Below are 26,627 nucleotides of genomic sequence, written 5' to 3' on the forward strand. Positions count from 1 at the left end.
ACCGAGGTCCCAGACCTACACGTACTCCATAAACACCCGGGAGGTGAGTTTGGTGATCGGCTCGTAAGGAGGAGATTGTGCCTATCTCCTCGGCCGCCATCCCCAATCAAAGGGTTAGACGTACTCCATAAAGACTCTGGACGTCAGCTTGGTGATCGGCTCGTAAGGAGAAGATTGTGCCTATCTCCTCGGCCGTCATCCCCAGTCAAAGGGTCAGACGTACTCCATAAAGACTCTGGAGGTGAGCTTGGTGATCAACTCATAAGGAATGGTGCCTATCTCCTCGGCGACTCGCTCCACCGGCAAGCCCTCGCCCCAGAGTACGGCCTCGTCGCCGGCCTGGTCGGTGGCGCCGGGGCCGAGATCCACCGTGGTCATGTCCATGGAGACGCGGCCCACCAGGGGCACTATGCGGCCATTGACCAGCACCGAGGTGCCGTTGGGCGCCATGCGCGGATAGCCATCACCGTAGCCGATGGCGATGACCCCGAGCCGGGTATCGCGGTCCGACACCCAGTTGGCGCCATAGCCCACCGGCTCGCCGGCCTTGTGATCCCGCACCGCGATAAGCTGGGTCTTGAGGGTCATCACCGGCTTGAGGTCATAATCCGCCGCCACCGTGTCCGGGAAGGGGGAGACGCCGTAGAGGATGACGCCGGGGCGCACCCAGTCGCAATGGGAATCGGGCCAGGCCAGGATCCCCGCCGAGTTCGCCATGGCGCGCTCGCCCTTGAGCGGCGCAGTCAGGCGGCTGAACAGATCGATCTGCTCGCGGGTGGTCGATTGTTCGAGCTCATCGGAGCGGCTGAAGTGGGTCATGATGTTGAACGGCTGCACCACGTTCTTGCACTTGGCGAGGCGCGCGATAAAGGCGGGCATCTCCTCGGCCCGCACCCCGAGCCGGTGCATGCCGGTGTCGAGCTTGAGCCAGGTCACTACCGGGGCGGGCAGCTCGGCCTGCTCCAGGGCCTCGAGTTGCTCCCAGGTGTGCACCGCCGTCTGCAGGTTGTTGGCCGCCAGCACCGGCAAGTCTGCCCGGGAGAAGAACCCCTCCAGCAGCACTATGGGTTTGACCACGGCGCAGGAGCGCAGCATCAGCGCCTCTTCGATGCGGGCCACCGCATAGGCGTCCGCGTCCACCAGGGTACGGGCGACCGGCAGCAGGCCATGGCCATAGGCGTTGGCCTTGACCACGGCGATGATCTTGCAGGAAGGGGCGTGGCGCTTGACCACGGCGAGGTTGTGGCGCAGGGCCGAGGTATCAATTTGGGCAATAGCCGCTTTCATCTGTTTTCCCTATGCGAGGGCGTGATGGCGCGTGAATGCGCCAGGCACCTTGTGGTGTCAACCCTGAGTCATCATCGTCGAAGGCCGGACCGGCATAATTGTCGAACCGGGAAAACTGGCTCTGACGGGAGCTACGAGCACTGACTCGGCCATCCCCTGTCAGGGCGAACATGGTGATACCTAAACCAATATCACCTTAGTAATCATCATCAAACGCCGGACCTGCGTAGTTGTCGAACCGGGAGAACTGACCCTGGAAGGTGAGTCGTATACGCCCTATCGGGCCGTTACGCTGCTTGCCGATGATGATCTCGGCCACCCCCTTGTCGGGGCTGTCATCGTGATAGACCTCGTCGCGATAGATGAACATGATCAAATCCGCATCCTGCTCGATGGAGCCCGATTCCCGCAGATCCGAGTTGACCGGCCGCTTGTCGGCGCGCTGCTCCAGGCTTCGGTTGAGCTGGGAGAGCGCCACCACCGGCACTTGCAGCTCTTTTGCCAGCGCCTTGAGGGAGCGGGAGATTTCACCGATCTCCAGGGTTCGGTTGTCAGACAGCGCCGGAACCCGCATCAGCTGCAGGTAGTCGATCATGATCATGGAGAGGCCGCCGTGCTCACGGGCGATGCGCCGGGCACGGGAGCGCACGTCGGTCGGGGTCAGGCCGGAGGCGTCATCGATGTACATCTTGCCCTTCTCGAGCAGCAGCCCCATGGTGGAGGAGAGCCGCGCCCAATCCTCGTCGTCGAGCTGGCCGGTTCGCACCTTGGTCTGATCGATGCGCCCGACCGAGGCGAGCATACGCATGATGATCTGCTCGGAGGGCATCTCCAGGGAGAAAATGAGCACCGGCTTGTCGGCGGTGAGGGCCGCGTGCTCACACAGGTTCATGGCAAACGTGGTCTTGCCCATGGAGGGACGGGCCGCCACGATCACCAGATCCGAGCGCTGCAGACCGGCGGTCATCTTGTCGAGATCTCCATAACCGCTGGAGACCCCGGTCACCCCGTTGTGAGGGGTCTTGAACAGCTCCTCAATCTTGTCGACCGTCTGCTCCAGAATGAGCTTGAGCGGCTGTGGCCCCTCATTGGCGCTGGTGCGCTGCTCGGCAATCTTGAATACCTTGCTCTCGGCCAGATCGAGCAGATCGCCGGAGGTCCGACCCTGGGGCTCGTAACCCGCTTCGACTATCTCGTTGGCAACCGAGATCATCTCCCGCACCACGGCGCGCTCGCGCACGATTTCGGCGTAGGCGCTGATGTTGGCGGCGCTCGGGGTATTCTTGGCGATCTCCACCAGATAGGCAAAACCTCCCGACTCTTCCAGCTGCTCGGAGCGCTCCAGCTCCTCCTGCAGGGTGATGAGATCGATGGGGTTGCCGGTATTGGAGAGGCGCGCCATGGCCTGGAAGATCAGCCGATGGGGACGGCTGTAGAAATCCTTGTCGATCACCCGCTCGGCGACCCTGTCCCAGGCCTCGTTATCCAGCATCAGGCCGCCCAGTACGGACTGCTCTGCCTCAAAAGAGTGGGGGGGGACTTTCAGCTGTTGTGTCTTGGCGTCTTTTTTCGCCGTCACTTGCTCTGCCATACACCTAAAAAACCGCAGCGGGAAGGGGACGAGAATTTTACAAAAGAAAGCCCGCCACCGCGAGCGCTAATCTGGCCGCGTGCCGGATAAGCGACCAGGCCGCCGCGATTTGCCAAGAGATCGCCGTTCGGGCAGGCTGGTACCTTGATAAATTCGTTCATGAATAATTCATGCCGGGAGTGTTACTCCTAGTGACAAGCTGCGACACATAGCGGGACTGGCAGCTTGCCATGCGCCTTGCCACTAACGGGGCATGCCCCATCCATTGCTGAGAGTGAAAGCGTCAAAATGAAAAAAATGCTGACCTTGTTTGCCTTGATCCTGGCCGTTGGCCTGGGGGCACCCATCGCCGAAGCCAAGAAATTTGGCGGCGGTAAATCTTTTGGCAAGAGCTACAAGACGGCACCGGCCCAGCCTGCCGCCAAGCCCGTTGACAGCAAGAACCCGACAGTGGGCGCCCAAGGGGCTCCCAAGAAGAGCGGCATGATGGGCGGCCTGCTCGGCGGCCTGCTGGCCGGTGGCCTGTTTGCAGCCCTGCTCGGTGGCGGTGCCTTCGAAGGCCTGCAAGGCATGGACATGTTGCTGATAGCGGCTCTGGCCCTCGGCGCCTTCTTCCTGATCCGTGCCCTGCGCCGCAGCAAGGCGGCCCAGATGCCACAGCAGCAGCGAACGGCCTATGCCGGAGCAGGTTATCAGCCCCAGGCACCACAGCAGTTCGAGCAGAGCAGCAGCGCCCCCCAGGCGACCGGCTTTGCCGACAGCGATGTGCCTTTCCGTCTGCCGCCGGGCTTTGACATGAACGGTTTCCTGTCCGGTGCCCGCGATCACTACCGCACCCTGCAAGAGGCCTGGAACCAGAACGATCTGGAGAAGATGCGTGAATATCTGAGCCCGGAGTTGTTCGAACAGCTCATCACAGAGCGTGCCGAACTGACCGGTGAGCAGCATACCGAAGTGATGTATGTGGACACCCAGCTGGTCCGCGCCGACCACGGCAGCGACTGGGCTCAGGTCAGCGTGCGCTTCAGCGGCCGCTACATGGACCGCCAGGAGCAGGTTGAGGAAGATATCAAAGAGGTATGGCACCTGGAGCGCAACCTGGCCAAGGCCGGTGCCCCCTGGCATATCACTGGTATCGAACAGCTCTGATTCCTGCCTTGTTTGTTGAAAAAGCGACCTTATGGTCGCTTTTATCATTTGTAGAATGTGAAATGCACTAGTCTATCCCTCTCCCCCTCAGTAAACTCAGCGGCCATTTTCCACCAAGGTCAGGCTATGCCCCTCTCTTTCATGCGCAGCAACAAGCCTCGCCTGCTGAACAGCCTGTTGTCTCTCCTGTTGGTCGCACTCACCGCACTCACCGCGCTTTATTGGCAAACCCGATCCGACCTGCGTCAACAGGCTCACAACGCAGCTCTTGATGCCGTGGAACAGATCGATCAGGTATTGGAAGACAGTAAAGAAATAACCATGCAGGCCACACCCCTGGCGGGCAGCGCCTGCACGACGGCCGCGCGAGAACTTCGCATGCTGGCCGCCTCCTCTCCCTATATTCGCGCCATCAATCTCACTCGCAATGGCCACCTTTATTGCTCTTCTATTTTCGAAGAGGTCGATGTGCCTGAACACAGGGACAGCTACATAGGGGGTCAGTTGCGCCTGCTACCCAGCTCGCCCCTGGGCCGCCATTCTCAACTCTTTCTCTATCATCTGGACCTCGGCGGTACAGGTGTCCAGGTCGCTATCGACCCTTATAACCTGTTCCGCAATCTAGACTGGACTCTTACTGGTCCCCAGACCTTGATCAAGGTCGGCGATCGCTGGATTGGCACCCATGGCGTCATACATCTGGAGCCGCCGCCGCCGCTGATGGGGGATAACGTCCAGCTCGACTCCACTCTTTATCCCTATAGCGTGCGCTTTGGTTTCAGCCAGGCGCAGCTCCATCAATATCTGCTCGAACAGCAAAGGCCCGCCCTGCTGCTCTGCCTGGTGCTGGCACTCATGACGGGGCTCAGCGTCTACCGCTGGTGGTGGCACATATCCACCCCGACCCAGGAGCTCAGACGCGCCCTAGGCAACGGGGAGTTCATCCCCTATCTGCAACCCATCATAGATAGCCAGAGCAAGGCCATCCGTGGCTGCGAGGTACTGATGCGCTGGCAGCACAGGCATCAGGGGCTGATCCGCCCGGATCTCTTCATTCCCCTGGCCGAGGAGAGCGGCCTTATCGTCCCCATGACCCGCAGCCTGATGCAGCAGGTGAGCCAGGCACTTGCCCCTAAGGTTCACCTCCTTCCCCCTGACTTTTACTTCGGCTTCAACATCTGCGCCCGCCACTGCCAGGATCTCAGCCTGCTCGATGATTGCAGGGCCTTCCTGGCCGCCTTCGAGCGCCGAGACTTGGTACTGGTACTGGAGTTGACCGAGCGTGAGCTCATCACCCCCACCCTCATCACCGAGCAGCTGTTTGGCGCCCTCCATGAGTTAGGGGTCAAGATAGCGCTGGATGACTTTGGCACAGGCAATTCAAGCCTGAGTTATCTGCAAAAATTCCAGATAGACCTGCTCAAGATCGACAAGAGCTTCGTCGACATGATCGGTACAGACGCGCTCTCTCACCACATACTCGACAACACCATCAATCTGGCGACCCGTCTCGGTCTGGATACGGTCGCCGAAGGGGTCGAGACCCAGGAGCAGGCCGACTTTCTGCGCCAGCGCCAGGTGCACTTCCAGCAGGGTTACCTCTACGCCAAACCCCAGCCCCAGCAGCAGTTCCTGCTGCAGCTGAGCAAGCCGTCTCCATCGGCTGTCGCCCCGGGCGAAACGGTGTTGCTGACCCCCTCCTTCGACTAAGGCCCGGCGCCATCTCATTTCGTGGTGGGGACCCAGCACGGCACCGGCTTGCAGAGCGGCTGACGCCCAGATAAGAAAAGAGCCCGAATGGGCTCTTTTTCATGGCGCTGGCGACAGGGGTCAGCTCACTGGACCAACCCTGCCTCGCTACAGGATAAAGGTCGACACCTGTTTGCTCAGATCCGTGGCCCGACCCTTGAGGCCATGGGCCTGATCCAGGTCGCGCATGGCGGAGGCGGTGATCTCGTCACTCACATCCTTGATGGCCGTGGTGTTCTGGGTGATTTCGCCAGTCACCTGAGTCTGCTCCTCGGCGGCGGTGGCGATCTGGCCCGCCATGTCGGAGATGAGGGAGACCGCCTGGGTGATCTCCTCCAGGGCGGCGGCGGCGGCATCGGCATCCTGCACGCTGTTGTCCGCCAGCCCCTGACTGGTCTGCATCAGGCTCACCGCACGGGCCGTGGTCTTTTGCAGGGTCTCGATGGTGGACTGGATCTCCTGGGTGGAGTCCTGGGTGCGGCGGGACAACACCCGCACCTCGTCCGCCACCACGGCGAAACCGCGACCCTGCTCACCGGCACGGGCCGCTTCGATGGCGGCATTGAGCGCCAGCAGGTTGGTCTGCTCGGCAATGCCCTGGATGGTGGAGAGAATGCCGGAGATGGCCTGAGCGTGGCGGCTCAGCTCGCCAATCACTTCGGTCGCCTGCCCCACTTCACTGGCCAGGCTGTTGATGGATTGACGGGTCTGGTTCACGAGCTGCTTGCCCTGTTCACTGCTCTGGGCCGACTGCTGGGCCGCAGAGGCGGTGTTCTCGGCGTTGCCGGCGATCTCCATGGTGGCGCTCGCCATCTCGGTGACGGCGGTGGCGACCATGGTCACCTCCTGCTGTTGACGCTGCAGCTCTTCCACGGCGGCCTGGCTGGTCACCAGACTGCGCTCGGCGTCGGCATTCAGCTCATGGGCCAGATTGCGGATATGGCCGATCAGCTGATGCTGGCTGCCGACGAAGCGGTTGAAGCTGTTGGCCAGCTGACCCACCTCATCATTGGCATCTATCTTGATGCGCTGGGTCAGATCGCCATTACCGTCGGCGATGCGGGCCAGGGCCTGGGAGACCTTGGCCAGGGGGCCAAGCAGCAGACTGACCAGCCAGGAGATGGCGAGGATGCTGCCCACCAGCACCACCAGCGCCATGGCGAGCTGGGTCATCAGCAAGGAGGAGAGCGGCGCCTCCAGGGTGGCCTTGTCCAGCACCAGCACCAGCTCCCAATCGGTATCGGGCACGTCCACCGCCAGCAGCAACTTGTCGCGCCCCTCGTTATCAAAGTAGGCAGGCACCAGGCTCTGGCTCGACTTGCTCTGATCGATCAGGGCATTGGTCAAGTCGTTGTCGATCTCGGTGGCCGGCTTCATCGCCTTGGCGGCATCCTTGTAGGCGATGACGGTGCCGTCCTTGTGCATCATGATGGCAAAACCGTCTGCCGGCAGGGTCATCTTGGTAACGTCATCGACCAGCGCGGCGATGGAGAGATCGCCGCCGACCACGCCGCCCTGGGCGGGTTGCGCCAGGGTGACCACCAGAATGTTGTAAGCCACGTCCAGATAAGGCTTGGTGACGATGAGGCCGCCCTTGCTCATGGCCTCCTGATACCAGCCACGGGAGCGAGGGTCATAGCCGTCGCGGTTGATGGAGGGATCCGAGTCATTCATCTTGCCATTGCCCTCACCAAAATAGGTGAGCTGGAAACGGCCGGAGACCTGGGCCTGCTGCAGGGCATTGAGGGGCTCGCTGCTTGCCTTGTTGCCCAGTGCCTGGATCACGTCGCGGCGGGCACTCAGCCAGTCGCTGACACTCTGTGCTTGCTGGTTACCCAAGCGCTGCACCTGTTCCTGACTGCCTTGCAGCAACAGGGACTTCTGGCTGGTATAGCTCTGCCAGGAGAGCAGCAGGATCACCAGGGAGAGAGCGATCACCACAGATAACAGTATCTTCTGCTTGAGTGAGAGGTTTTTCATCATGTGTGCTTCTTATGTCAGGAAGAGAGAGTGCCCATTAATGCCGTCGACATCTTTGTCTTGCAGACGTTAATAGCGGCGCGCTGGGGAAAATCTGAACCTTTATCTGCCTGTGCCGCTAAAATTTTCACCCCCATGGGCAAAAATGCACCACTAATTGCCCCATCAAGTCCCACGAGGGGCGGGCAACCCTGTTTATTCCTTCCACAATTGGCTAGAATATCCCGTTTTTAAATCACATCGACCCCGAGAGTTTTCACGATGTTTGAAGTCAATCCTGTATTAAACAAGCTTAAGGAGCTGTCTGAGAGGACCGAGCTTCTTAGGGGGTACCTTTGACTATGACGCCAAGAAAGAGCGTCTAGAAGAGGTCAACGCCGAGCTGGAACAGCCCGACGTCTGGAATGAACCCGAGCGCGCACAGGCGCTGGGCAAGGAGCGCGTGTCGCTCGAAAACGTGGTCACTACCATAGACGTCTTGACACAAGGTGCTGAGGACGTCGAGATGCTGGTCAGCCTGGCCGTCGAAGGGGAAGATGAAGAGACCTTCAACGAAGCCGTGGCCGAAGCGGATGTGCTGGAAGCCAAGCTGGTGGATCTCGAGTTCCGCCGCATGTTCTCCGGTCAGCACGACGGCTCCGACTGCTACATCGATATCCAGTCCGGCTCGGGCGGTACCGAGGCCCAGGACTGGGCCAACATGGTGCTGCGCATGTACCTGCGCTGGGGCGACGCCCACGGCTACAAGCCGGAGCTGATCGAGCTCTCTGACGGCGACGTGGCCGGCATCAAGTCCGCCACCGTCAAGTTCACCGGCGAGTATGCGTTCGGCTGGCTGCGCACCGAGACCGGCGTGCACCGTCTGGTCCGTAAATCGCCGTTCGACTCCGGTGGCCGCCGCCACACCTCGTTCTGTTCGGTGTTCGTCTACCCGGAGATCGATGACGACATTGAGATCGACATCAACCCGGCCGACCTGCGCATCGACGTCTATCGCGCCTCGGGCGCCGGTGGTCAGCACGTCAACCGGACCGAGTCTGCGGTGCGGATCACCCACATCCCGACCGGGGTGGTGGTGCAGTGCCAGAACGACCGTTCCCAGCACAAGAACAAAGATCAGTGTATGAAGCAGCTGAAAGCCAAGCTCTACGAGCTGGAAATTCAGAAGCAGAATGCCGAGAAACAAGCCCTGGAAGAGACCAAGTCCGACATCGGCTGGGGCAGCCAGATCCGCTCTTACGTGCTCGATGATGCTCGTATCAAGGATCTGCGCACCGGCGTCGAGACCCGTAACACCCAAGCGGTGCTCGACGGCGACCTGGACAAGTTTATCGAAGCCAGCCTGAAATCAGGTCTGTAACACGCAGCAGGAATCACCATGTCTGAACAAAGCACCACTCCGGCAGTCGAGAACCAGCTCGAACTGAACAACGAGATGACCGAGCGTCGCTCCAAGCTGGCCGCCCTGCGCGCCCAGGGCAACCCCTTCCCCAACGATTTTCGTCGTGACAGCCTCTCCGGTGATCTGCACGCCGAATTCGACGACAAGAGCAGCGATGAGCTGACTGCCCTGGGTAAACGGGTGTCGATCGCCGGTCGTATCATGACCCGCCGCATCATGGGCAAGGCCTCCTTCGCCACCCTGCAAGACATGGCGGGCAAGATCCAGATCTACGTGACCCGTGACGATCTGCCGGAAGGCTTCTACAACGAACAGTTCAAGAAGTGGGATCTGGGCGACATCGTCGGCGTGGAAGGCACCCTGTTCAAGACCCAGACTGGCGAGTTGTCGGTGCATGTCTCCACCATTCGTCTGCTGACCAAGGCACTGCGTCCGCTGCCCGAGAAGCACAAGGGCCTGACCGATCAGGAGGCGCGCTGCCGTCAGCGTTATCTGGATCTGATCGCCAACGAAGAGTCCCGCAAGACCTTCATGATCCGCACCCAGGTGGTCTCCGGCATCCGCAAGTTCTTCAACGAGAAGCGCTTCATGGAAGTGGAAACCCCCATGATGCAGGTCATCCCGGGTGGTGCCTCCGCGCGTCCCTTCGTCACCCACCACAACGCGCTGGACATCGACATGTACCTGCGTATCGCCCCCGAGCTCTATCTGAAGCGGCTGGTGGTCGGTGGGTTCGAGCGCGTCTACGAGATCAACCGCAACTTCCGTAACGAAGGGATCTCGGTGCGTCACAACCCCGAGTTCACCATGATCGAGTTCTACATGGCCTATGCCGACTACATCGATCTGATGGACCTGACCGAGGAGCTGCTGCGCACCCTGGCCCAGGACATCCTGGGTGACACCCAGATCCGTTACGCCAAAGAGGGTGAAGAGGGCCTGACCATCGATTTCGGTCAGCCGTTCCAGCGCCTCACCATGGTGGACTCCATCCTGAAGTACGCCGAGGGCGTCACCCTGGAAGATCTCGCCACCCTGGAGAGCGCCAAGGCCGTCGCCAAGCGTCTGCACATCGAGCTGATGAAGGGCTGGGAACTGGGCCACGTGATCACCGCCATCTTCGAAGAGACGGTGGAACACATGCTGCTGCAACCGACCTTCATCACCGAGTACCCGGCCGCCGTCTCCCCGCTGGCCCGTCGCAACGACGCCAACCCGGACGTGACCGATCGCTTCGAGTTCTTCATCGGCGGCCGCGAGCTGGCTAACGGCTTCTCCGAGCTCAACGATGCGGAAGATCAGGCCAAGCGCTTCCAGGATCAGGTCAACCAGAAAGAAGCGGGTGACGACGAAGCCATGTTCTACGACGCCGACTTCGTGACCGCGCTGGAACACGGCCTGCCGCCGACCGCCGGTCAGGGCATAGGTATCGACCGCCTGGTGATGCTGTTCACCAACAGCCACACCATCCGCGACGTCATCCTGTTCCCGGCCCTGCGCCCGCAACAGAAATAAGCACTCTGGCAGGCTTGACCTGCCCCTTGAGCGCAACGAAACGCCCCGCAACTGCGGGGCGTTTTTTATGGGTTGGATCAGCCTATCTCTTGCTCAGCCACTGAGCCTGAGGCTTGTCACCCTGGCAGCAACCACTCACCCCGGCTCAGGGTCAGCGCCCGCCCCGTCATCTGCACCCTGTCACCTGCCAGCCGCAGTAACAACTCTCCACCCCGCCCTGAAGCCTGATAGGCCCTGAGCTCCGTTTTGCCCAGACGCTTGCCCCAGAAGGGCGCCAGGGCGCAGTGGTTGGAGCCGGTGACCGGATCTTCCTCCACCCCGACCCAGGGGGCAAAGTAGCGGGACACGAAATCTATCGCCGGATCCTCCGCGGGGGCGGTGACGATGAGTCCCCGTCCCGGCAGGGCGCGCAGGGCCTGAAAATCGGCTTTGATGGCACGCACCTCGGCCTCACTAGTTCGAGCACAAATTTGGCCCCTGCGGCCAGGCAGTGACGAGGGTTGACCCCGAGGGCCTGACCGTAAGCGGCGTCCAGCGTCAGCGGCGCCATCGCGATGGCAGGGAAATCGAGCCGGATCCCCCCCTCCGCCTGCACCGCCGTCAGCAAGCCACTGCGGGTATCGAAGCGCAGTGGCTGGGCAGGGAGAGCCAAGCCCAGCGCCCAGATCACATGAGCCGCCGCCAGGGTGCCGTGGCCGCACAAATCCACTTCAAGCTGCGGCGTGAACCAGCGCAGTCGATAGTGATCCCCTGTGATGGCCTCCAGGAAGGCGGTCTCGGAGAGACAGAACTCGGCGGCCATGCGCTGCATGGTGGCCTCGTCAAGCCCCTGACTCAGCACCACCATGGCGGGGTTGCCGGTGAAAGGGGCATGAGCGAAGGCATTGACGTGAAACAGACGGATCATCGGGGCTCCAGGCAGACAGATGGAAGACACTGACTCTAACAAAGATCGCCCTCCCCCAGACATGCCTTCCTGTGGGCAGGGATCTGCAAGGGAGATTTCACACTTTTTAATGCCTCAATCGAATAAAAAAGACATTTTTATTCTTTGTTGTTATTCATGCCAACCCTTAATCTGACCAAAATTCAGACCATGGAAGACCTGTGTGATGCAATTGACGGACTCTTTGACCAACATAACTCCCCTCTCCGATGAGCAGCAGCGCCAGCTAACCCAGGCCCTGGGCACGCTCAACAGCCAGCAGCTGACCTGGGTCAGCGGTTATCTCTATGGTCTGGTCCAGGCCGGTGGCGCTGTCAGTGCGGCGCCTGCCCTGCACGCCAGCGCCGGTGGCAGCCTGACTATCTTGTACGGCTCCCAGACCGGCAATGCCAAAGGGGTGGCCAGTGCCATCGAGAAACAGGCCCAGGCACAGGGATTACCCACCACGCTGATCTCCATGGCCGACTACAAGCCCAAGCAGCTCAAGAAAGAGAGCCACCTGCTGATCGTCGTCAGCACCTATGGCGAGGGCGAGCCGCCCGAGCCTGCGGTCGATCTCCACGAGCAGCTCAAGAAGGGCAAGCTCGGCAAGCTCGATGGCGTCAAGTTTGCCGTACTGGGGCTGGGGGACAGCTCCTATGAGTTCTTCTGCAAGACCGGCCAGGATTTCGATGGCTGGCTGGCTCAGGCCGGGGCTGAACGTATCGCGCCCCTGGCCGGTCTGGATGTGGATTACGAAGCGGGTGCCAAGGCCTGGACAGAACAGGCGCTGGCGGCAGTCGCCGCGACCCTGAATGCGGGGCCGGTCGGCTCGGTGGCCGGTGCCGTCAAGAGCGCGGTCGGTCACCGTCAATATGATAAAGCCAACCCCTTCCCGGCCCGGCTGTCTGTGAATCAGAAGGTCACCGGCCGTGATTCGACCAAAGATATCCGCCACATCGAGATAAGCCTCGAAGAGTCCGGCATCACTTATCAACCCGGTGATGCCCTCGGCGTCTGGTTCGATAACGAGGCCGCGCTGGTGGACGAACTGCTGGCCCTGGCCAGCCTGTCCGGCGAGGAGCCGACCGAGCAGGGCAGCCTGCGTGCGGCTCTGACCCGCAACTTCGAGCTGACCCGCTTGCATGGCGGCTTTATCACGGGTCTGGCCGCCATCTCCAACGATGCGGCACTGCACGACATCGCCGGTGACAAGACTCAGCTCAACGCCCTGGTCGCCAGCGCCCAGGTCGTCGATGTGCTCAAGCGCTTCCCGACCCCCTTGAGCGTGGAACAGCTGGTCGGCCTGCTGCGTCCGCTCACCCCTCGCCTCTACTCCATCGCCTCCGCCATGAGCGAAGTCGAGGAGGAGGTGCACCTCACCGTCGCCGTGGTCCGTTATCCCCAGCAAGATGGCACCCTGCGCAGTGGCGCCGCCTCCTCCTATCTGGCCGATCGGCTGGATGAGGATGCCGAGGTACGGGTCTTCGTTGAGCACAACGACAACTTCCGCCTGCCCGCCAACCCCGCTACCCCCGTCATCATGGTGGGCCCGGGCACCGGCATAGCGCCGTTCCGCGCCTTCTTGCAAGAGCGTGATGCCATCGGAGCCTCGGGCAAAAACTGGCTCTTCTTCGGCAACCCCCACTTCACCCAGGATTTCCTCTATCAGCTGGAGTGGCAGCGTTATGTGAAGAGCGGTCTGCTGTCGAACATCTCCCTGGCTTTCAGCCGGGATCAGGCCAGCAAGATTTATGTGCAAGACAGATTGCGTGAACAGGGTGCAGAGTTGTTCTCCTGGCTTGAGGCGGGTGCCCACTTCTATGTGTGTGGCGATGCCAACCACATGGCCAAGGATGTGCAGGAAGCCCTGCTGGATGTGATTGCCCAACATGGCCACAAGAGCCGTGAAGAAGCAGAAGAGTATTTGAGCGAATTGCGTCGTGCCAAACGTTACCAAAGGGATGTCTACTGATGAGCAAGCAAACAATCTCAACACAAGAAGCGGGGCCGGTTGCAGGGCCGCTGTCCGACAACGAGCGGCTCAAGCGCGAGAGCAACTTCCTGCGCGGCACCATAGAGCAGGATTTGCAGGATCCCCTGACCGGCGGCTTCAACGGCGACAACTTCCAGCTGATCCGCTTCCATGGCATGTACCAGCAAGATGACCGCGACATTCGTCCGGAACGCACCGCCCAGAAGCTTGAGCCGCTGCACAACGTCATGCTGCGTGCCCGTCTGCCCGGTGGCATCATCACCCCGGCCCAGTGGCAGGTGATCGACAAGTTCGCCGAAGATCACAGCCTGTATGGCAGCATTCGCCTCACCACCCGTCAGACCTTCCAGTTCCACGGGGTGCTCAAGCGCGACATCAAGCTGATGCACCAGACCCTCAACAGCACCGGCATCGACTCCATCGCCACCGCCGGGGATGTGAACCGCAACGTGCTCTGCACCAGCAACCCGGTCGAATCCGAGCTGCACCAGGAGGCCTACGAGTGGGCCAAGCAGATCTCCGAGCACCTGCTGCCCAAGACCCGCGCCTATGTGGAGATCTGGCTCGATGGCGAGAAGCTCGGCGACGATGAGGAACCCATCCTCGGCTCCAATTATCTGCCGCGCAAGTTCAAGACCACAGTGGTGATCCCGCCCCACAACGACATCGATGTGCACGCCAACGATCTCAACTTCGTGGCCATTGCCGAAGGCGGCAAGCTGGTGGGCTTCAACGTGCTGGTCGGTGGCGGACTGGCCATGACCCACGGCGACACCAGCACCTATCCACGCAAGGCGAGCGACTTCGGCTTTATCCCGCTCTCCCACGTGCTGGAGGTGGCGGCCGCCGTGGTCAGCACCCAGCGCGACTGGGGCAACAGAGTCAACCGCAAGAACGCCAAGACCAAATACACCCTCGAACGAGTGGGTGTGGCGGCCTTCAAGGCCGAGGTGGAGCGCCGCGCCGGCATCACCTTCGCCGACAGTCGCCCCTATGAGTTCACCAGCCGTGGGGATCGCTTCGGTTGGGTTGAGGGCATAGACGGCAAGCACCACCTCACCCTCTTTATCGAGAATGGCCGCCTGCTGGACTTCCCGGGCAAGCCGCTCAAGACCGGGATGCTGGAGATTTCCCGCGTGCATCAGGGGGATTTCCGCCTGACCGCCAACCAGAACCTGATCATCGCCGGGGTGCCCGCCAGCGAGAAGTCACGGATCGAAGCCCTGGCTCGCCAATACGGCCTGCTGGACGATGGGGTGAGCGAGCAGCGCAAGCAGTCCATGGCCTGCGTGGCCCTGCCCACCTGCCCGCTGGCGATGGCGGAAGCCGAACGCATGCTGCCCGCCTTCGTCACCGACATCGAAGCCTTGCTCGGCAAGCACGGCCTGGCCGATGACGCCATCATCTTCCGGGTCACCGGCTGCCCGAATGGTTGCGGGCGCGCCATGCTGGCGGAGGTGGGACTGGTGGGCAAGGCCCCCGGTCGCTACAACCTCTACTTGGGCGGCAATCTGGAAGGGACCCGGATCCCGCGCATGTATCAGGAGAACATCACTGAGCCGCAGATCCTGGCCGAACTGGATGCCCTTATCGGCCGCTGGGCCAAGGAGCGCAACCCGGGTGAATGCTTCGGTGACTTCGTGATCCGCGCCGCCATCGTCGCCCCCGTGGTCAACTCGGCCGTGGACTTCTACGCCGCCTGATCCCAAGGGCGCCCCGCATTGCCGCGGCGCCCGCTTTTCTTCACAGAGCGAGACACTGAGATGACACTGGATCTGACCCTATTGCTCAACCTCTCCAAAGAGGAGCAGGTCGCCGCCCTGGCCCCCCACAACCGTGAGCTGGAGGCCATGAGCGCCCCCGAGCGGGTGCGCTGGGCCCTGGCCAATCTGCCAGGACAGCACATCCTCTCTTCCAGCTTCGGCATTCAGGCCGCATTGATGCTGCACCTGGTGAGTCGCGAGCAAGGTGACGTGCCCGTGGTGCTGACCGATACCGGCTACCTCTTCCCCGAGACGTACCGCTTCATCGACGAACTGAGCGAGCGGCTCAAGCTCAATCTCAAGATCTACCGCTCCGAGCTGTCCCCTGCCTGGCAGGAGGCCCGTTTCGGCCTGCTGTGGGAGCAGGGAGTGGAGGGGATCACCCGCTACAACCAGCTCAACAAGGTCGAGCCCATGGACAGGGCGCTGCGGGATCTCGGCGCGCAAACCTGGTTCTCCGGTCTGCGCCGGGAGCAGTCCGACAGCCGTGGCAACTTGCCGGTGCTGGCCATCCAGCGCGGCCGTTTCAAGTTCCTGCCGGTGATCGACTGGAGCAACAAGGACGTCTTCTATTACTTCAAGGAGTTCGACCTGCCCTACCACCCCCTGTGGGAACAGGGATATCTCTCGGTGGGCGATGTCCACACCACCGCCAAGTGGGAGCCGGGCATGAGCGAGGAGCAGACCCGCTTCTTCGGCCTCAAGCGAGAGTGCGGCCTGCACGAAGAGAGCGGCGAGAACGACGGCTCCGGGATCTGAGCACCGGTTTACCCCATGAAAAAAGGCCCGGATCATGCCGGGCCTCTTCATATTCGGCTCACAACTTGCGGCCGAGTCGCTTCTCTATCTGGCGCCGCTCCCAGTCGGGGCCGAGCCACTTGGGCAGCTTGAACAGATTGAAGGCGTGAGCCGTCAGACCTATGCCCCAGCCCAGCATGGGCCACCAGGCCCAGATATGCCCCGGGCTGGTCACCAGATTGATGACCCACAGCAGGCTGATCACCAGCCCATAGCTGATGAGGTGGCCGTAGAATCCCTTGAGATCCTCGACAAACTTCATCGCCTCGCGCTCTTCCAGCGACACCCCGGATCCCGTCTCCATGCTTGTTTCCCTCATCTCGCTCTCCTGCAGTTGACTGATATCGAGTTCGAAGACGGCGGCCAGGGCCTTGAGGGATTCGAGGCCGGGGGCCTGCCCCCGCTCTATCCGTTGCACTGTGCGGACGCTCAGCCCCGACATGGTAGCCAATTGATCCTGTGACCAGCCGCGCTGCAATCTCAACTTCCTGACAATCATCGATGAACTCCTTGTGGTATTGACGAGAGCAAGCGTACCCGGCCTGGCAGTAATCCTTGACGACAGCGACCCGACATCTGCGCGACAGCCTTTTTAGATCAACATCTTATAGAATAAGTTGCACAAATAAAAACGCCCGGCTCAAGAGCCGGGCGTGATCGGATGACAGACTGCTGACACCTATTTGGCGGCGCGAGCCTCCGTCAGCCACTGCTTGACCAGGCTATCATGCCCCTTGATCCAGGCATCGGCGTGCCGCTCTATGTCGGCGGGCTTGTTCTGACCCTGCTTCATCAGGCTGTTCTGGACGTTGATGTCGTTGATGGGCAACTTCATCTCGTCAAACAGTTTGGCTGCCGACGGATTGGCCTCGGCGAAGACGCGGTTGGCCACTATGTGCATGGTGTTCATCTCGAAGCCATAGTTCTTGCCATTGGCCAGCTTGGTGTCGCCATCGCGGCCATCCGGCAGCGCGGTGAAGGGCACTTCCAGCCAGACCACATCCTTGCCCGGGATCAGATCGCCACTGACCCAGTATGGGGTCCAGGTGTAATAGAACACCGGCTTGTGCTCCTTGTAGCGGGTAATGGTGTCGGCAATGATGGCCGCATAGTTGCCCTGCTGGTGAGTCACCGTCTTGTCCAGGTCAAACGCCTTGAGTTGATGATTGATCACCCCCTCACAGCCCCAGCCCGGATTGCAACCGGCCAAGTCGGCCTTGCCATCGCCGTCACTGTCAAACAGGGCGGCCAGCTTGGGATCCTTCAGTTGCGCGATATTGGTGATGCCGTACTTGTCGGCGGTCAGCTTGTCGATGAGGTAGCCCTGGGCCGCCCCCGTCACATAGGTGCCTTCACGATAGAACTTGGTGTCACCGCCCGCTTTTTCGTATTTGTCCTTGTGCAGCGGATCCCAGTTGAACGCGAGGAAGGTCGCATCGCCGCTGGCGACCGAGGCATAGCCCACGTTGTAATCCGCCTCTTTGGCGGGTTTGACGTCATAGCCAAGCTCGCCGAGCAGCTTGCTCACCAGCAGGGTCTGAAATGCCTCCTCCGGTACGCTGCTCTGAATGGGTTGCACCGGGACGCTGGCCATGGCGGTGGTGCTCAGTAACAGGCTTGCCAGGGTCAATCCCTTGGTGATGGCTCTCATAGTATTTCTCCTTTGGTGTGATTCTGATGATGGCGCCCGAACGGGGCGAGCAGCAGGCCGACGGGGCCTCGCTGATACCAGCGACCGGTACGCTCGGCGCTGGATTGGCCCATGGCCTGGGTGAGACGGTCGAGCACTATGGCCAGCAGCACTATGCCGAGCCCGCCGACCGAGGCCATGCCCATGTCGAGACGGCCTATGCCGCGCAGGACCATCTGGCCCAGCCCGCCCACCGCAATCATGGAGGCGATCACCACCATGGAGAGGGAGAGCATCAGCGACTGGTTGACCCCGGCCATGATGGTCGGCATGGCCAGCGGCAGTTGTACCTTGAACAGCAGTTGCCGTGGGCTGGCACCAAATGAGTGACCCGCCTCGATGAGATCCGCCGGTACCTGGCGAATGCCGAGTATGGTCAGCCGGATCATGGGTGGCAGGGCGAAAATGATGGTCACCACCACCCCTGGCACGTTGCCTATGCCAAACAGCATGACGATGGGGATCAGGTAGACGAAGGCTGGCGTGGTCTGCATGGCATCGAGCAGGGGCCGGGTCCAGGCGGTGGCCCGCTCGCTACGGGCCAGCAAGATGCCGGCAGGCAGACCGAGCAACATGCAAAACAGCAGGGAGGTCATCACCAGGGCCAGGGTGACCATGGCATCGGACCAGGCCCCGATGAGGCCAATCCCGATGAGGGAACCCAGGGTGCCAAGTGCCATGCGCCCACTGACCAGCTGCCAGGCGATCAGGGTCAAGAGGCCCACCATCAGGGCGGAAGGCACGCTCTGCAGCGCCTGGGTCAAGGCATTGAGGGTCACCTCGACCGGTGCACGAATCACCTGGAACAGGGGTCTGAAGTGGGTCACCAGGACACCGATCCCCTCTTCAACCCAGACATCGAGGGGCAACCAGGCCTGCTGGAAAGGATCCAGCAGATCCAGCGCCGGCTTTTCATCGGCCACGGCTATCTGGTTCTGCCAATCGTTGCTGGCGACCGCGGTCTGGGTAGTGCTGCCCCAGGGATCCGCCTCGGCTTGCGTCGTCGGGGTTTCGGCCCAGGGATCCGGAGCGGCGCCAGGGGCTTCGTCGGCCCAGGCTGGGTGTGCGGCCAGCAACAGGGTCGCCAGGCAGAGGGATAACAGATGCTTCATGCCGGGGTACTCCTGTCCAGGGTATTGAGCAGATTGGCCTTGGAGATAAGCCCCAGGTAAGTACCATCCTCTTCGATCACCGGCACCTGACAGGGTGCGGCTGCCACCTGACTGATCAGTTCATGCAAGGGGGTATCCGCCAGCAAGGGGCTCACCTCCTCGAGCAGGGCCTGATCCAGGCTGCCCTTGCTCGCCACGGCACAGGCAAGGGAATCGAGAGAGACGACACCGACGAAGTGTCGGCTGCGATCGATCACATAACCAAACTCCCGCTCCTGCTCCTTGAGCTGACGCAGGGCGTTGGCCGGGCCATCCGTGATGTGTTTCTTGATGAGCGGGGTCTGTTTGCGGCTGGCGATGTCACGGGCGCTGAACACATTGGCGAGATCCACGCCGCGAAAGAAGGCACGCACATAATCGTTGGCTGGCTGACTCAGGATCTCATCCGGGGTGCCGACCTGGATCACCTGGCCATCCTGCATGATGGCGATGCGATCGCCGATGCGCATCGCCTCGTCCAGATCGTGGGAGATGAAGACGATGGTGCGCTGGTGATTGGCTTGCAGCTTGAGCAGCTCGTCCTGCATCTCGGTGCGAATGAGGGGGTCTAGCGCGGAAAACGCCTCATCCATCAACAGGATATCGGGGTCATTGGCCAAGGCGCGGGCCAGGCCGACCCGCTGCTTCATGCCACCGGACAGAGCGTCAGGATAGGCGTCCGCCCACTTGTCCAAACCTACCTGAGCCAGCGCCTGACGGGCACTGCGATGACGATCGTCCTGGGATACCCCAGCCAGCTCCAGACCAAAAGCGGCGTTGTCCAATACCGTCAGGTGCGGCATCAAGGCGAAGGATTGGAACACCATGCTGATCTTCTTTCGGCGCACCTGACGCAACGCCTCATCCGAGATGACGGCGATGTCTTCGCCATCGATCAACACCTGTCCTCGGGTCGGCTCTATCAGCCGGTTGAGCAGGCGTACCAGGGTGGATTTGCCAGATCCCGACAACCCCATCACCACGAAGATCTCTCCTTCATGGATCTGCAGATTCACATCATGCACACCGAGGGTCTGCCCAGTCTTTTGCAAGATACCGGCACGATCATCACCCTCTTCCAATAACTTGAACGCCTTGTCAGGCTGCTCTCCAAAGATCTTATACAGGGTCTTTACTTCCAGTTTGACTGTCATGTTGCCCTTTTCTAATTGATTAAAACTCCATCGCCATGGCATGGCCATGGTGAAATTCACTTTATACACTAAACAATTTTTGAGTGAATTCAAAGGCTAAATAACAGCCACCAACCCACAACCATAAACCAAATAACTGATTTAAAACCAGAAAATACGATAATAACAATTTCCATTATCAGGTTGAGGCACCAAGCCAGAAGCTTTTGACCATAATATTATTTAATGTTCTAAACTAAATTTAATGCTTGAGCCTCAGAGCATCAAATTCCTGGAACAGATGCCTCTTTTCCACCACTGCAACAGGAGGGCCTGATCAGCCGACACCGAAGCAGGCAGAGCCAGCAATGGGCAGAAAAAAGCAGGAGGAAATAGGGATGAAAGTCAGGATAAATTGATAAAAATCGGCAAAGTTGCCGCTAAATGCCAGAAACGTCGAACATATGAATGGTTGCCGAAACCAATGAGATGACGTGCCGTGGATGGCAAGAATGAGACCGAAGGTCAGAAGGTCGGAAGGGGATAAAAAGGGTGGGGAGGTCTGTCAATCGCGAGTGAAAACCCGGTGTCTGTACACCGGGTTTGCGGGCCATCAGAGCGAGCGCATTACCTCGGCACCCAGGGCGAAGGAGTGCAAGCGGGCCTGATGATCGAAAATGGGGCCATTGAACATGAGTTCATCGGCCTGAGTTTCGGCCAGCAATGCCTGAATACCATGACGAATGGCCGCTTTATCACCCACCAGGGAGCGAGACAGCGTCTTCTCCATGGCCACCAGCTCATGGGGTGCCCAACCGGTCAGCTCCTCGACCGGCGCCGGCAATTCCCCGGCATCTCCCCGATAGAGCCGCAAAAACTGCTGCTGTACTGTGCTCAGCAGAAAGCGGGCCTCGGCCGTGCTCTCGGCGGCAATCAGATTGACGCAGACCACGGCATAGGGCTTGGGCCAACGCACCGAGGGGCGGTACTGGCTGCGATAGATCTCCAGCGCTTGCGACAACAGGGCCGGGGCAAAATGGGAAGCAAAGCCGAACGGCAACCCCATGGCCGCCGCCAACTGGGCGCTGTAAAGGCTGGAGCCGAGCAGCCAGACCGGCAGTTTGAGCCCCAGCCCCGGCACGGCGCGTACCGGGCCCGGCTCATCACCGAAATAGGCCATCAACTCTGCCACATCGGCGGGGAAATCATCCACCTCACCGATCCGCTGACGGCGCAGGGCCTGCATGGTGCGCTGATCCGAACCTGGTGCCCGGCCAAGACCCAGATCGATCCTGCCCGGATAGAGGGATTCCAGGGTGCCAAACTGCTCGGCGATCACCAGAGGAGAGTGATTGGACAACATGATGCCACCGGCGCCCAGGCGCAGGGTATGAGTACCCGCCGCCAGATGACCAATCAGCACCGAGGTGGCCGCACTGGCGATCCCCGGCATGTTGTGATGTTCGGCCAGCCAATAGCGGTGATAACCCCAGGCCTCGGCCTGCTGGGCCAACTCAAGGGAGCGACGGAAAGAATCGGCGGGGCGGGAACCGACGGGGACAGGCACCAGATCCAGTACCGAATAGGGAACACCCATGACTCACTCCTGTGGATGAGAAAACCCCCACTCTATCACTAGCTCTGAATGAGACACAATCATCCATCACTGGCGATCTCGATGCCATGAGCCACACTCATTGCTGGCCAACCATGGATGAGTGGCCATCACAAGGATCTGGACCATGAGGCAATCCGGCTCACAACGCCGCCCTTTCTATGTGCATATAGCCACTCTGTTTATCGGCCTGTTCTGTCTGTTCGGTGCCCTCTTGATACTGCAGCAATTCGCACAGCATCGTGCTCAGGGCATGGCACACGAATATCAAAATTTTCAGCAATATAGGGAGCGGTTGGCCCTCGCATTGCAGCTCAACGAACGTCCCGCCCGAACCAGTCTCAAGCTACTCAGGGCCGGTTCACTGATGCAGGCAGACGATCTGGAGGCGCGACTGACATTTTTGCCCCAGCTCATCGAAGTACTGGCCAGCAACCACGGTTATGGCGCCATCTATGTCGGCTATGACAACGGTGACTTCTTTCTGGTGCGAACCCTGACCGAGCGAGTCAAGGCGCAGCTGGGTTCACTGCCAGAAGGCAGCAACATTCTGGTGCAGAGCCTCGCCAGAGGCCAAGGCGACTACCTCTACTATGATGCCCGCCAGCAGTTGATTGCCCGCCAGCCCATCCCCGACTACCAGTTCGATCCCCGCGCCAGGCTCTGGTATCAGCAGGCGCTTCACCACAATGGCATCACCAGCACAGCCCCCTATCTCTTTTTCACCACCAAGGAGCCAGGCATCACACTGGCGATGGCCAGCCAGGATCGCAAAGCGGTGATCGGCATCGATGCCAGTGTCGAGCGCATCTCGGCACTCATCGGCAAGATGCAGCAGGAGGGAACCCAGCTGGTACTGTTCGATCGTCATGCCACCCTGCTGGCCACGGATCCGGCCCAGCTACCCGGCTACGACAGACTGCGAGTTCTCCCCAAGATCTCGACCCTGAGCGATCCCGTCTTTACCCTGTTGCAGCGCCGGCTGAGCGCCGACCCCGAACTGCTCAATGGCCGCCACGCCCTGACCCTCGACGATCCAGAACGGGGGGAGTGGCAGGTCAACCTCTCTCCAGTCGGAGAGGGATCGTCCTACTACCTCGGGCTGCTCATCAGTAGCGAACGCCTGTTTGCGGATGCCAAGCGTCAGGCCTTGCACAATCTCGGCAATGCCCTGCTGGCCTTGTTGCTCATGCTGCCTATCATCTGGTTTGCGGCCAGACGCACGGCCACCCCCCTGCTAGCCCTGACCCGAGAGGCCGAACGTATTCAGCATTTCGACTTTAGCGAAGGTGAACATACCCACTCCTCCATTCAGGAGATAGAGGATCTCTCCCGCACCATGTCAGGCATGCGCCTGACCCTGGGCAACTTCATGAACATGGGCAGAGCCCTTGGCGCCGAGCACGACATGGATGCACTGTTCAAATTGGTGCTCAGTGAGACCATATCCGCAGCGGGGGCGATCGGGGGAGCCCTCTATCTGGTCGAGTCCGGGCAATTGCGGCCCGTCAGGGCCTTCTGGCAGGGTCAACTTCTGCAGCGGTTCGATGGTGATCCCCTGCTGCGCCCCGTCTTGCGGGGCGAGCGGGTGAGTCTGGCCCTGGAGAGCGGGATATGGCATCGCCATCTGAGTGGCTGGGGGGATTATCCGGGCCCAGGACAGCTGGTAGCCGAACCCTTGCTCAGTCACAACCAGGAAGTGACCGGGTGTCTGCAGATCTTGTTACCCCCCTGCTCCCCTGATGAACTGGCGGCTCGCATCAGTCTGATCGAGGCACTGGCCGGCACCTCGGCCTCGGCCATCGAAAATCAGCGCCTGCTCGCGGAGCAAAAGCAGTTATTGGAGTCCTTCATCGAGCTCATCGCCGGCGCCATCGATGCCAAGAGCCCTTACACGGGCGGCCACTGCCAGCGCGTCCCCGAGCTGACCCGGCTGCTGGCCGAAGCCGCGAGCGCAGAGCGCCATGGCCCCTTTGCCGATTTCCGTCCCAATGCCCAGGAGTGGGAAGCCATCCACATCGCCAGCTGGCTGCACGACTGTGGCAAGGTGACCACCCCCGAGTTCGTGGTCGACAAGGCAACCAAGCTGGAAACCCTCTACGACCGCATCCACGAGATCCGCACCCGCTTCGAGGTGCTCAAGCGCGATGCCCACATCGCAGCCCTGAGTGAACAGCTGTCAGAGCAGCAGTGCAGCCTCGCCCGCACGGCCGTGGCCCCGGCCTGGGCAGAGCTCGATGCCGAGTTTGCCTTCGTGGCCGAGTGCAATCAGGGCGGTGAGTGGATGGCACCCGAGCGGCTCGAGCAGTTGCAACGGATTGCCAGTCGCAGCTGGCTACGCACTCTGGATGACCGGCTTGGCATTGGCGTCGAGGAGTTCAAACGCCATGGCAGGGCCCCACTTCCCCTGCCCTGCCGCGAATCCTTGCTGGCCGACAAGCCCGAGCACAGGATCCCCCGCCCCGACCACGATAGACTGGAGGCTGACAATCCCTGGGGCTTCAAGGTGAAGGTACCCGAGTGCCTCTATGATCGCGGCGAGCTCCACAATCTCGGCATTCGACGGGGCACCCTGAGCGAGGAGGAGCGCTACAAGATAAATGAACACATCATCCAGACCATCAGGATGCTGGAACGGTTGCCCTTCCCCCGCCACCTGAAACAGGTGCCAGAGATAGCGGGTGGCCATCACGAAAAGATCGATGGCAGCGGTTATCCGAGGGGGCTGAACCGGGCGCAGATGAGCATACCGGCCCGCATCATGGCCATCGCCGACATCTTCGAAGCGCTGACCGCGAGCGACCGTCCCTACAAGTCAGGCAAGAGTCTCAGCCAGTCCCTTGCCATCATGAGCCAGATGGCCAATGAGGGTCACATTGACCCGGATCTCTTCTCCCTCTTTCTGCGCAGCCGTATCTGGCAACAATATGGCCAGCGCTTCCTGGACGAGACGCAATGCGATCAGGTCAATCTGGCTGCCTTCTCCAATCCGGGGCCGAGTGAGCCTGCCTCGCTCCTCAGGTCCCGGGATCTCAAGCCTTCCCGGCAGACCAGCAAGCGCCCTCCCCCTGGCTGACACAACAGGTCGCCGGGCTATCCGCCCTGGGACGGCCCCCCGTGACTAGTGAGGGGCAAGTTCGGCACTCATCAACTCCTTCATGCGAAACTTCTGCAGTTTGCCGGTGACCGTCATGGGATACTCATCCACGAAACGGATATAGCGTGGCACCTTGAAGTAGGCGATGCGGGCCGACAGGAAGTGTTTAATCTCCTCTTCATCGGCATCACAGCCGGGCCTGAGCTTGATCCAGGCACAGACCTCCTCGCCATAGCGATCGCTGTCGATGCCAAACACGGCGGCATCCTGTACCGCAGGGTGATCATAGAGCCGCTCCTCCACTTCCCGGGGATAGATGTTCTCGCCACCCCGGATGATCAGCTCCTTGCTGCGCCCCACGATCTGCACATAGCCTTCGCTATCCATGACCCCTATGTCGCCGGAGTGCAGCCAGCCCTCGCCATCTATCGTGGCGACCGTCTTGGCCGGATCCTGCCAATAACCGCTCATGACGTTGTAGCCACGGCAGCAGATCTCCCCCTTCTCCCCTATGGGCACCGTCTCACCGCTGGGGTCGACCAACTTTATCTCGGTATGGCCGATAGCCCGTCCGACCGTGGTGACTCGCTTGTCGAGGGGGCAATCCACCGCCGTCATGTGATTGATGGGACTGCACTCTGTCTGACCATAGGCGATGGTCACCTCGGTCATGTGCATCAGGGTCTGCACCCGCAACATCAATGGCTCCGGGCAGATGGCCCCGGCCATGATGCCGGTACGCAGGGAGCCGAGATCGAACTCGGCGAAGTTCGCAAGCTCCAGCTCGGCGATGAACATGGTTGGCACCCCATGCAAGGCGGTACAACGCTCCTCACTGACCATCTGCAAGGTGATGGCGGGGTCGAACGCCTCACTGGGGAAGAGCGCGCAGGCCCCCACACTCAGACAGACCAGGTTGCCGAGCACCATGCCGAAGCAGTGATAGAGGGGCACAGGGATGCAGAGCCTGTCGTGCTCGGTCAGTCCCATGCCGGCGGCAACCAGCAGACCATTGTTGAGTATGTTGTTGTGGCTCAGGGTCGCGCCTTTCGGGCTGCCCGTGGTGCCCGAGGTGAACTGGATATTGATGGGATCCGAGGCCTTGAGCCCGGCAGATACTCTTTGCAGAGCGCAAGCATCCTGTTCATCGCCCAGGGTGAGCAGGGCGTCGAAGTTGAGCATGCCCGGGCTCTTATCCTCCCCCAGGCGCACCACCCAGGCCAGACTCGGCAAGGCGGCCGCCTTGAGAGAGCCGGGCGCTGAACTGTCCAACTCAGGGGCCAGCTCGGCCAGGATGGCAAGATAGTCGCTGCCCTTGAATCGGCTGGCGCAGATCAATGCCTTGCAGCCCACATTGTTGATGGCAAAGGCCAGCTCCTCGCGGCGATAGGCCGGATTGATACAGACCATGATGGCGCCGATGCGCGCGGTAGCAAACTGCACCAGGCACCACTCGATGTTATTGGGAGACCAGATACCGACCCTGTCACCGGGCTGTATGCCGATGGCCAGCAACCCCTTGGCCAGGCGATCTATCTGCTGCGCGTATTCACGCCAGTTCCAGCGGATCTGTTGATGGCGCACCACCACGGCGGGCCGGTCCGGGAAGCGTTCGACTATCCCTAGCAGGTAGTCACCTATGGTCTGATCAAGCAGGGGGGCATCGGTCGGGCCGACGCGATAGCTGAGCGGTGCGGGCATGAGGGCTCCTTGCCATAAGGGGAACGACTGGCCTACGGCTCGGCTGGCAACATCGCGATGACGAATGTTACGTTAATGTAAGATT

18 protein-coding genes and 1 pseudogene are annotated in these 26,627 nt (G+C 60.8%); 8 read left to right on the plus strand and 11 right to left on the minus strand.

Going from position 1 to position 26,627, the window contains the following annotated elements:
* Positions 1-213: 213 nt before the first annotated feature.
* From alr to KYK33_RS15945, 3 genes are all read right to left on the minus strand, one after another.
* Positions 214-1,287, minus strand: coding sequence for an alanine racemase (gene alr / locus KYK33_RS15935; RefSeq protein WP_224431161.1), 1,074 nt, complete (start codon positions 1,285-1,287; stop codon positions 214-216).
* A gap of 196 nt (positions 1,288-1,483) precedes the next feature.
* On the minus strand, positions 1,484-2,878 hold the full coding sequence (dnaB, locus tag KYK33_RS15940; RefSeq protein WP_042040943.1) for a replicative DNA helicase: 1,395 nt from the start codon (positions 2,876-2,878) through the stop codon (positions 1,484-1,486).
* A complete protein-coding gene (locus tag KYK33_RS15945) occupies positions 2,863-3,039 on the minus strand; it encodes a hypothetical protein (protein WP_224431162.1) in 177 nt (58 codons plus the stop codon). The genes dnaB and KYK33_RS15945 overlap by 16 nt, the downstream gene beginning before the upstream one ends.
* Positions 3,040-3,166: 127 nt before the next feature.
* Here KYK33_RS15945 and KYK33_RS15950 point away from each other — a divergent pair, with 127 nt between their 5' ends.
* Entirely contained in the window at positions 3,167-4,027 is an 861-nt protein-coding gene (locus KYK33_RS15950; RefSeq protein ID WP_042040944.1) for a Tim44 domain-containing protein, read from the plus strand.
* A gap of 126 nt (positions 4,028-4,153) precedes the next feature.
* Complete coding sequence (locus KYK33_RS15955) at positions 4,154-5,737, plus strand: EAL domain-containing protein (RefSeq protein ID WP_224431163.1); 1,584 nt, start codon at positions 4,154-4,156, stop codon at positions 5,735-5,737.
* A 147-nt stretch (positions 5,738-5,884) separates the two neighbouring features.
* Here KYK33_RS15955 and KYK33_RS15960 read toward each other — a convergent pair whose 3' ends face one another.
* Positions 5,885-7,756: a methyl-accepting chemotaxis protein gene (locus KYK33_RS15960; RefSeq protein WP_042041018.1), complete on the minus strand. Its 1,872-nt coding sequence runs from the start codon at positions 7,754-7,756 to the stop codon at positions 5,885-5,887.
* A 261-nt stretch (positions 7,757-8,017) separates the two neighbouring features.
* On the opposite strand from KYK33_RS15960, the gene prfB reads away from it, so the two are divergent.
* A protein-coding gene (prfB, locus tag KYK33_RS15965) for a peptide chain release factor 2 (protein WP_157013917.1) occupies positions 8,018-9,116 on the plus strand; the annotation gives its coding sequence in 2 pieces (ribosomal slippage) (positions 8,018-8,092 and positions 8,094-9,116; 1,098 coding nt in all).
* 18 nt (positions 9,117-9,134) lie between these two features.
* Entirely contained in the window at positions 9,135-10,673 is a 1,539-nt protein-coding gene (gene lysS / locus KYK33_RS15970; RefSeq protein WP_042040946.1) for a lysine--tRNA ligase, read from the plus strand.
* A gap of 116 nt (positions 10,674-10,789) precedes the next feature.
* Here the strand turns inward: lysS and KYK33_RS15975 are convergent.
* Positions 10,790-11,580: pseudogene (locus KYK33_RS15975) on the minus strand (PhzF family phenazine biosynthesis protein).
* A 205-nt stretch (positions 11,581-11,785) separates the two neighbouring features.
* Here KYK33_RS15975 and KYK33_RS15980 point away from each other — a divergent pair.
* The 3 genes from KYK33_RS15980 to KYK33_RS15990 are packed head-to-tail and all read left to right on the plus strand — an operon-like array spanning position 11,786 to position 16,116.
* On the plus strand, positions 11,786-13,573 hold the full coding sequence (locus tag KYK33_RS15980) for an assimilatory sulfite reductase (NADPH) flavoprotein subunit (RefSeq protein ID WP_224433035.1): 1,788 nt from the start codon (positions 11,786-11,788) through the stop codon (positions 13,571-13,573).
* Positions 13,573-15,297 (plus strand): assimilatory sulfite reductase (NADPH) hemoprotein subunit, encoded by a 1,725-nt coding sequence (gene cysI, locus KYK33_RS15985; RefSeq protein ID WP_224431164.1) that lies wholly within the window; start codon positions 13,573-13,575, stop codon positions 15,295-15,297. Before KYK33_RS15980 ends, cysI begins: the two co-directional genes overlap by 1 nt.
* A gap of 60 nt (positions 15,298-15,357) precedes the next feature.
* The gene (locus KYK33_RS15990; protein WP_224431165.1) at positions 15,358-16,116 is read left to right on the plus strand and encodes a phosphoadenylyl-sulfate reductase; all 759 of its coding nucleotides are present in this window, start codon (positions 15,358-15,360) and stop codon (positions 16,114-16,116) included.
* Positions 16,117-16,174: 58 nt separating this feature from the next.
* Here KYK33_RS15990 and KYK33_RS15995 read toward each other — a convergent pair whose 3' ends face one another.
* The 5 genes from KYK33_RS15995 to KYK33_RS16015 all read right to left on the minus strand — a co-directional run bounded on the left by KYK33_RS15995 (position 16,175) and on the right by KYK33_RS16015 (position 21,726).
* Positions 16,175-16,654 (minus strand): 2TM domain-containing protein, encoded by a 480-nt coding sequence (locus KYK33_RS15995; RefSeq protein ID WP_042040951.1) that lies wholly within the window; start codon positions 16,652-16,654, stop codon positions 16,175-16,177.
* A 180-nt stretch (positions 16,655-16,834) separates the two neighbouring features.
* The gene (gene proX / locus KYK33_RS16000) at positions 16,835-17,806 is read right to left on the minus strand and encodes a glycine betaine/L-proline ABC transporter substrate-binding protein ProX (protein WP_224431166.1); all 972 of its coding nucleotides are present in this window, start codon (positions 17,804-17,806) and stop codon (positions 16,835-16,837) included.
* Positions 17,803-18,957 (minus strand): glycine betaine/L-proline ABC transporter permease ProW, encoded by a 1,155-nt coding sequence (proW, locus tag KYK33_RS16005; protein WP_224431167.1) that lies wholly within the window; start codon positions 18,955-18,957, stop codon positions 17,803-17,805. The genes proX and proW overlap by 4 nt, the downstream gene beginning before the upstream one ends.
* Complete coding sequence (proV, locus tag KYK33_RS16010; RefSeq protein WP_042040954.1) at positions 18,954-20,150, minus strand: glycine betaine/L-proline ABC transporter ATP-binding protein ProV; 1,197 nt, start codon at positions 20,148-20,150, stop codon at positions 18,954-18,956. The genes proW and proV overlap by 4 nt, the downstream gene beginning before the upstream one ends.
* A 592-nt stretch (positions 20,151-20,742) precedes the next feature.
* Positions 20,743-21,726, minus strand: a complete 984-nt coding sequence (locus KYK33_RS16015; protein WP_224431168.1) for an MsnO8 family LLM class oxidoreductase — start codon at positions 21,724-21,726, stop codon at positions 20,743-20,745.
* A gap of 145 nt (positions 21,727-21,871) precedes the next feature.
* On the opposite strand from KYK33_RS16015, the gene KYK33_RS16020 reads away from it, so the two are divergent.
* Positions 21,872-24,820 (plus strand): HD domain-containing phosphohydrolase, encoded by a 2,949-nt coding sequence (locus KYK33_RS16020; RefSeq protein WP_224431169.1) that lies wholly within the window; start codon positions 21,872-21,874, stop codon positions 24,818-24,820.
* Between the two features lie 45 nt (positions 24,821-24,865).
* Here the strand turns inward: KYK33_RS16020 and KYK33_RS16025 are convergent, their stop codons facing one another.
* Positions 24,866-26,542, minus strand: coding sequence for an AMP-binding protein (locus KYK33_RS16025; protein ID WP_224431170.1), 1,677 nt, complete (start codon positions 26,540-26,542; stop codon positions 24,866-24,868).
* Positions 26,543-26,627 lie beyond the last annotated feature (85 nt).

This window comes from Aeromonas rivuli (assembly GCF_020149575.1).
Classification (GTDB): Bacteria; Pseudomonadota; Gammaproteobacteria; order Enterobacterales; family Aeromonadaceae; genus Aeromonas; species Aeromonas rivuli.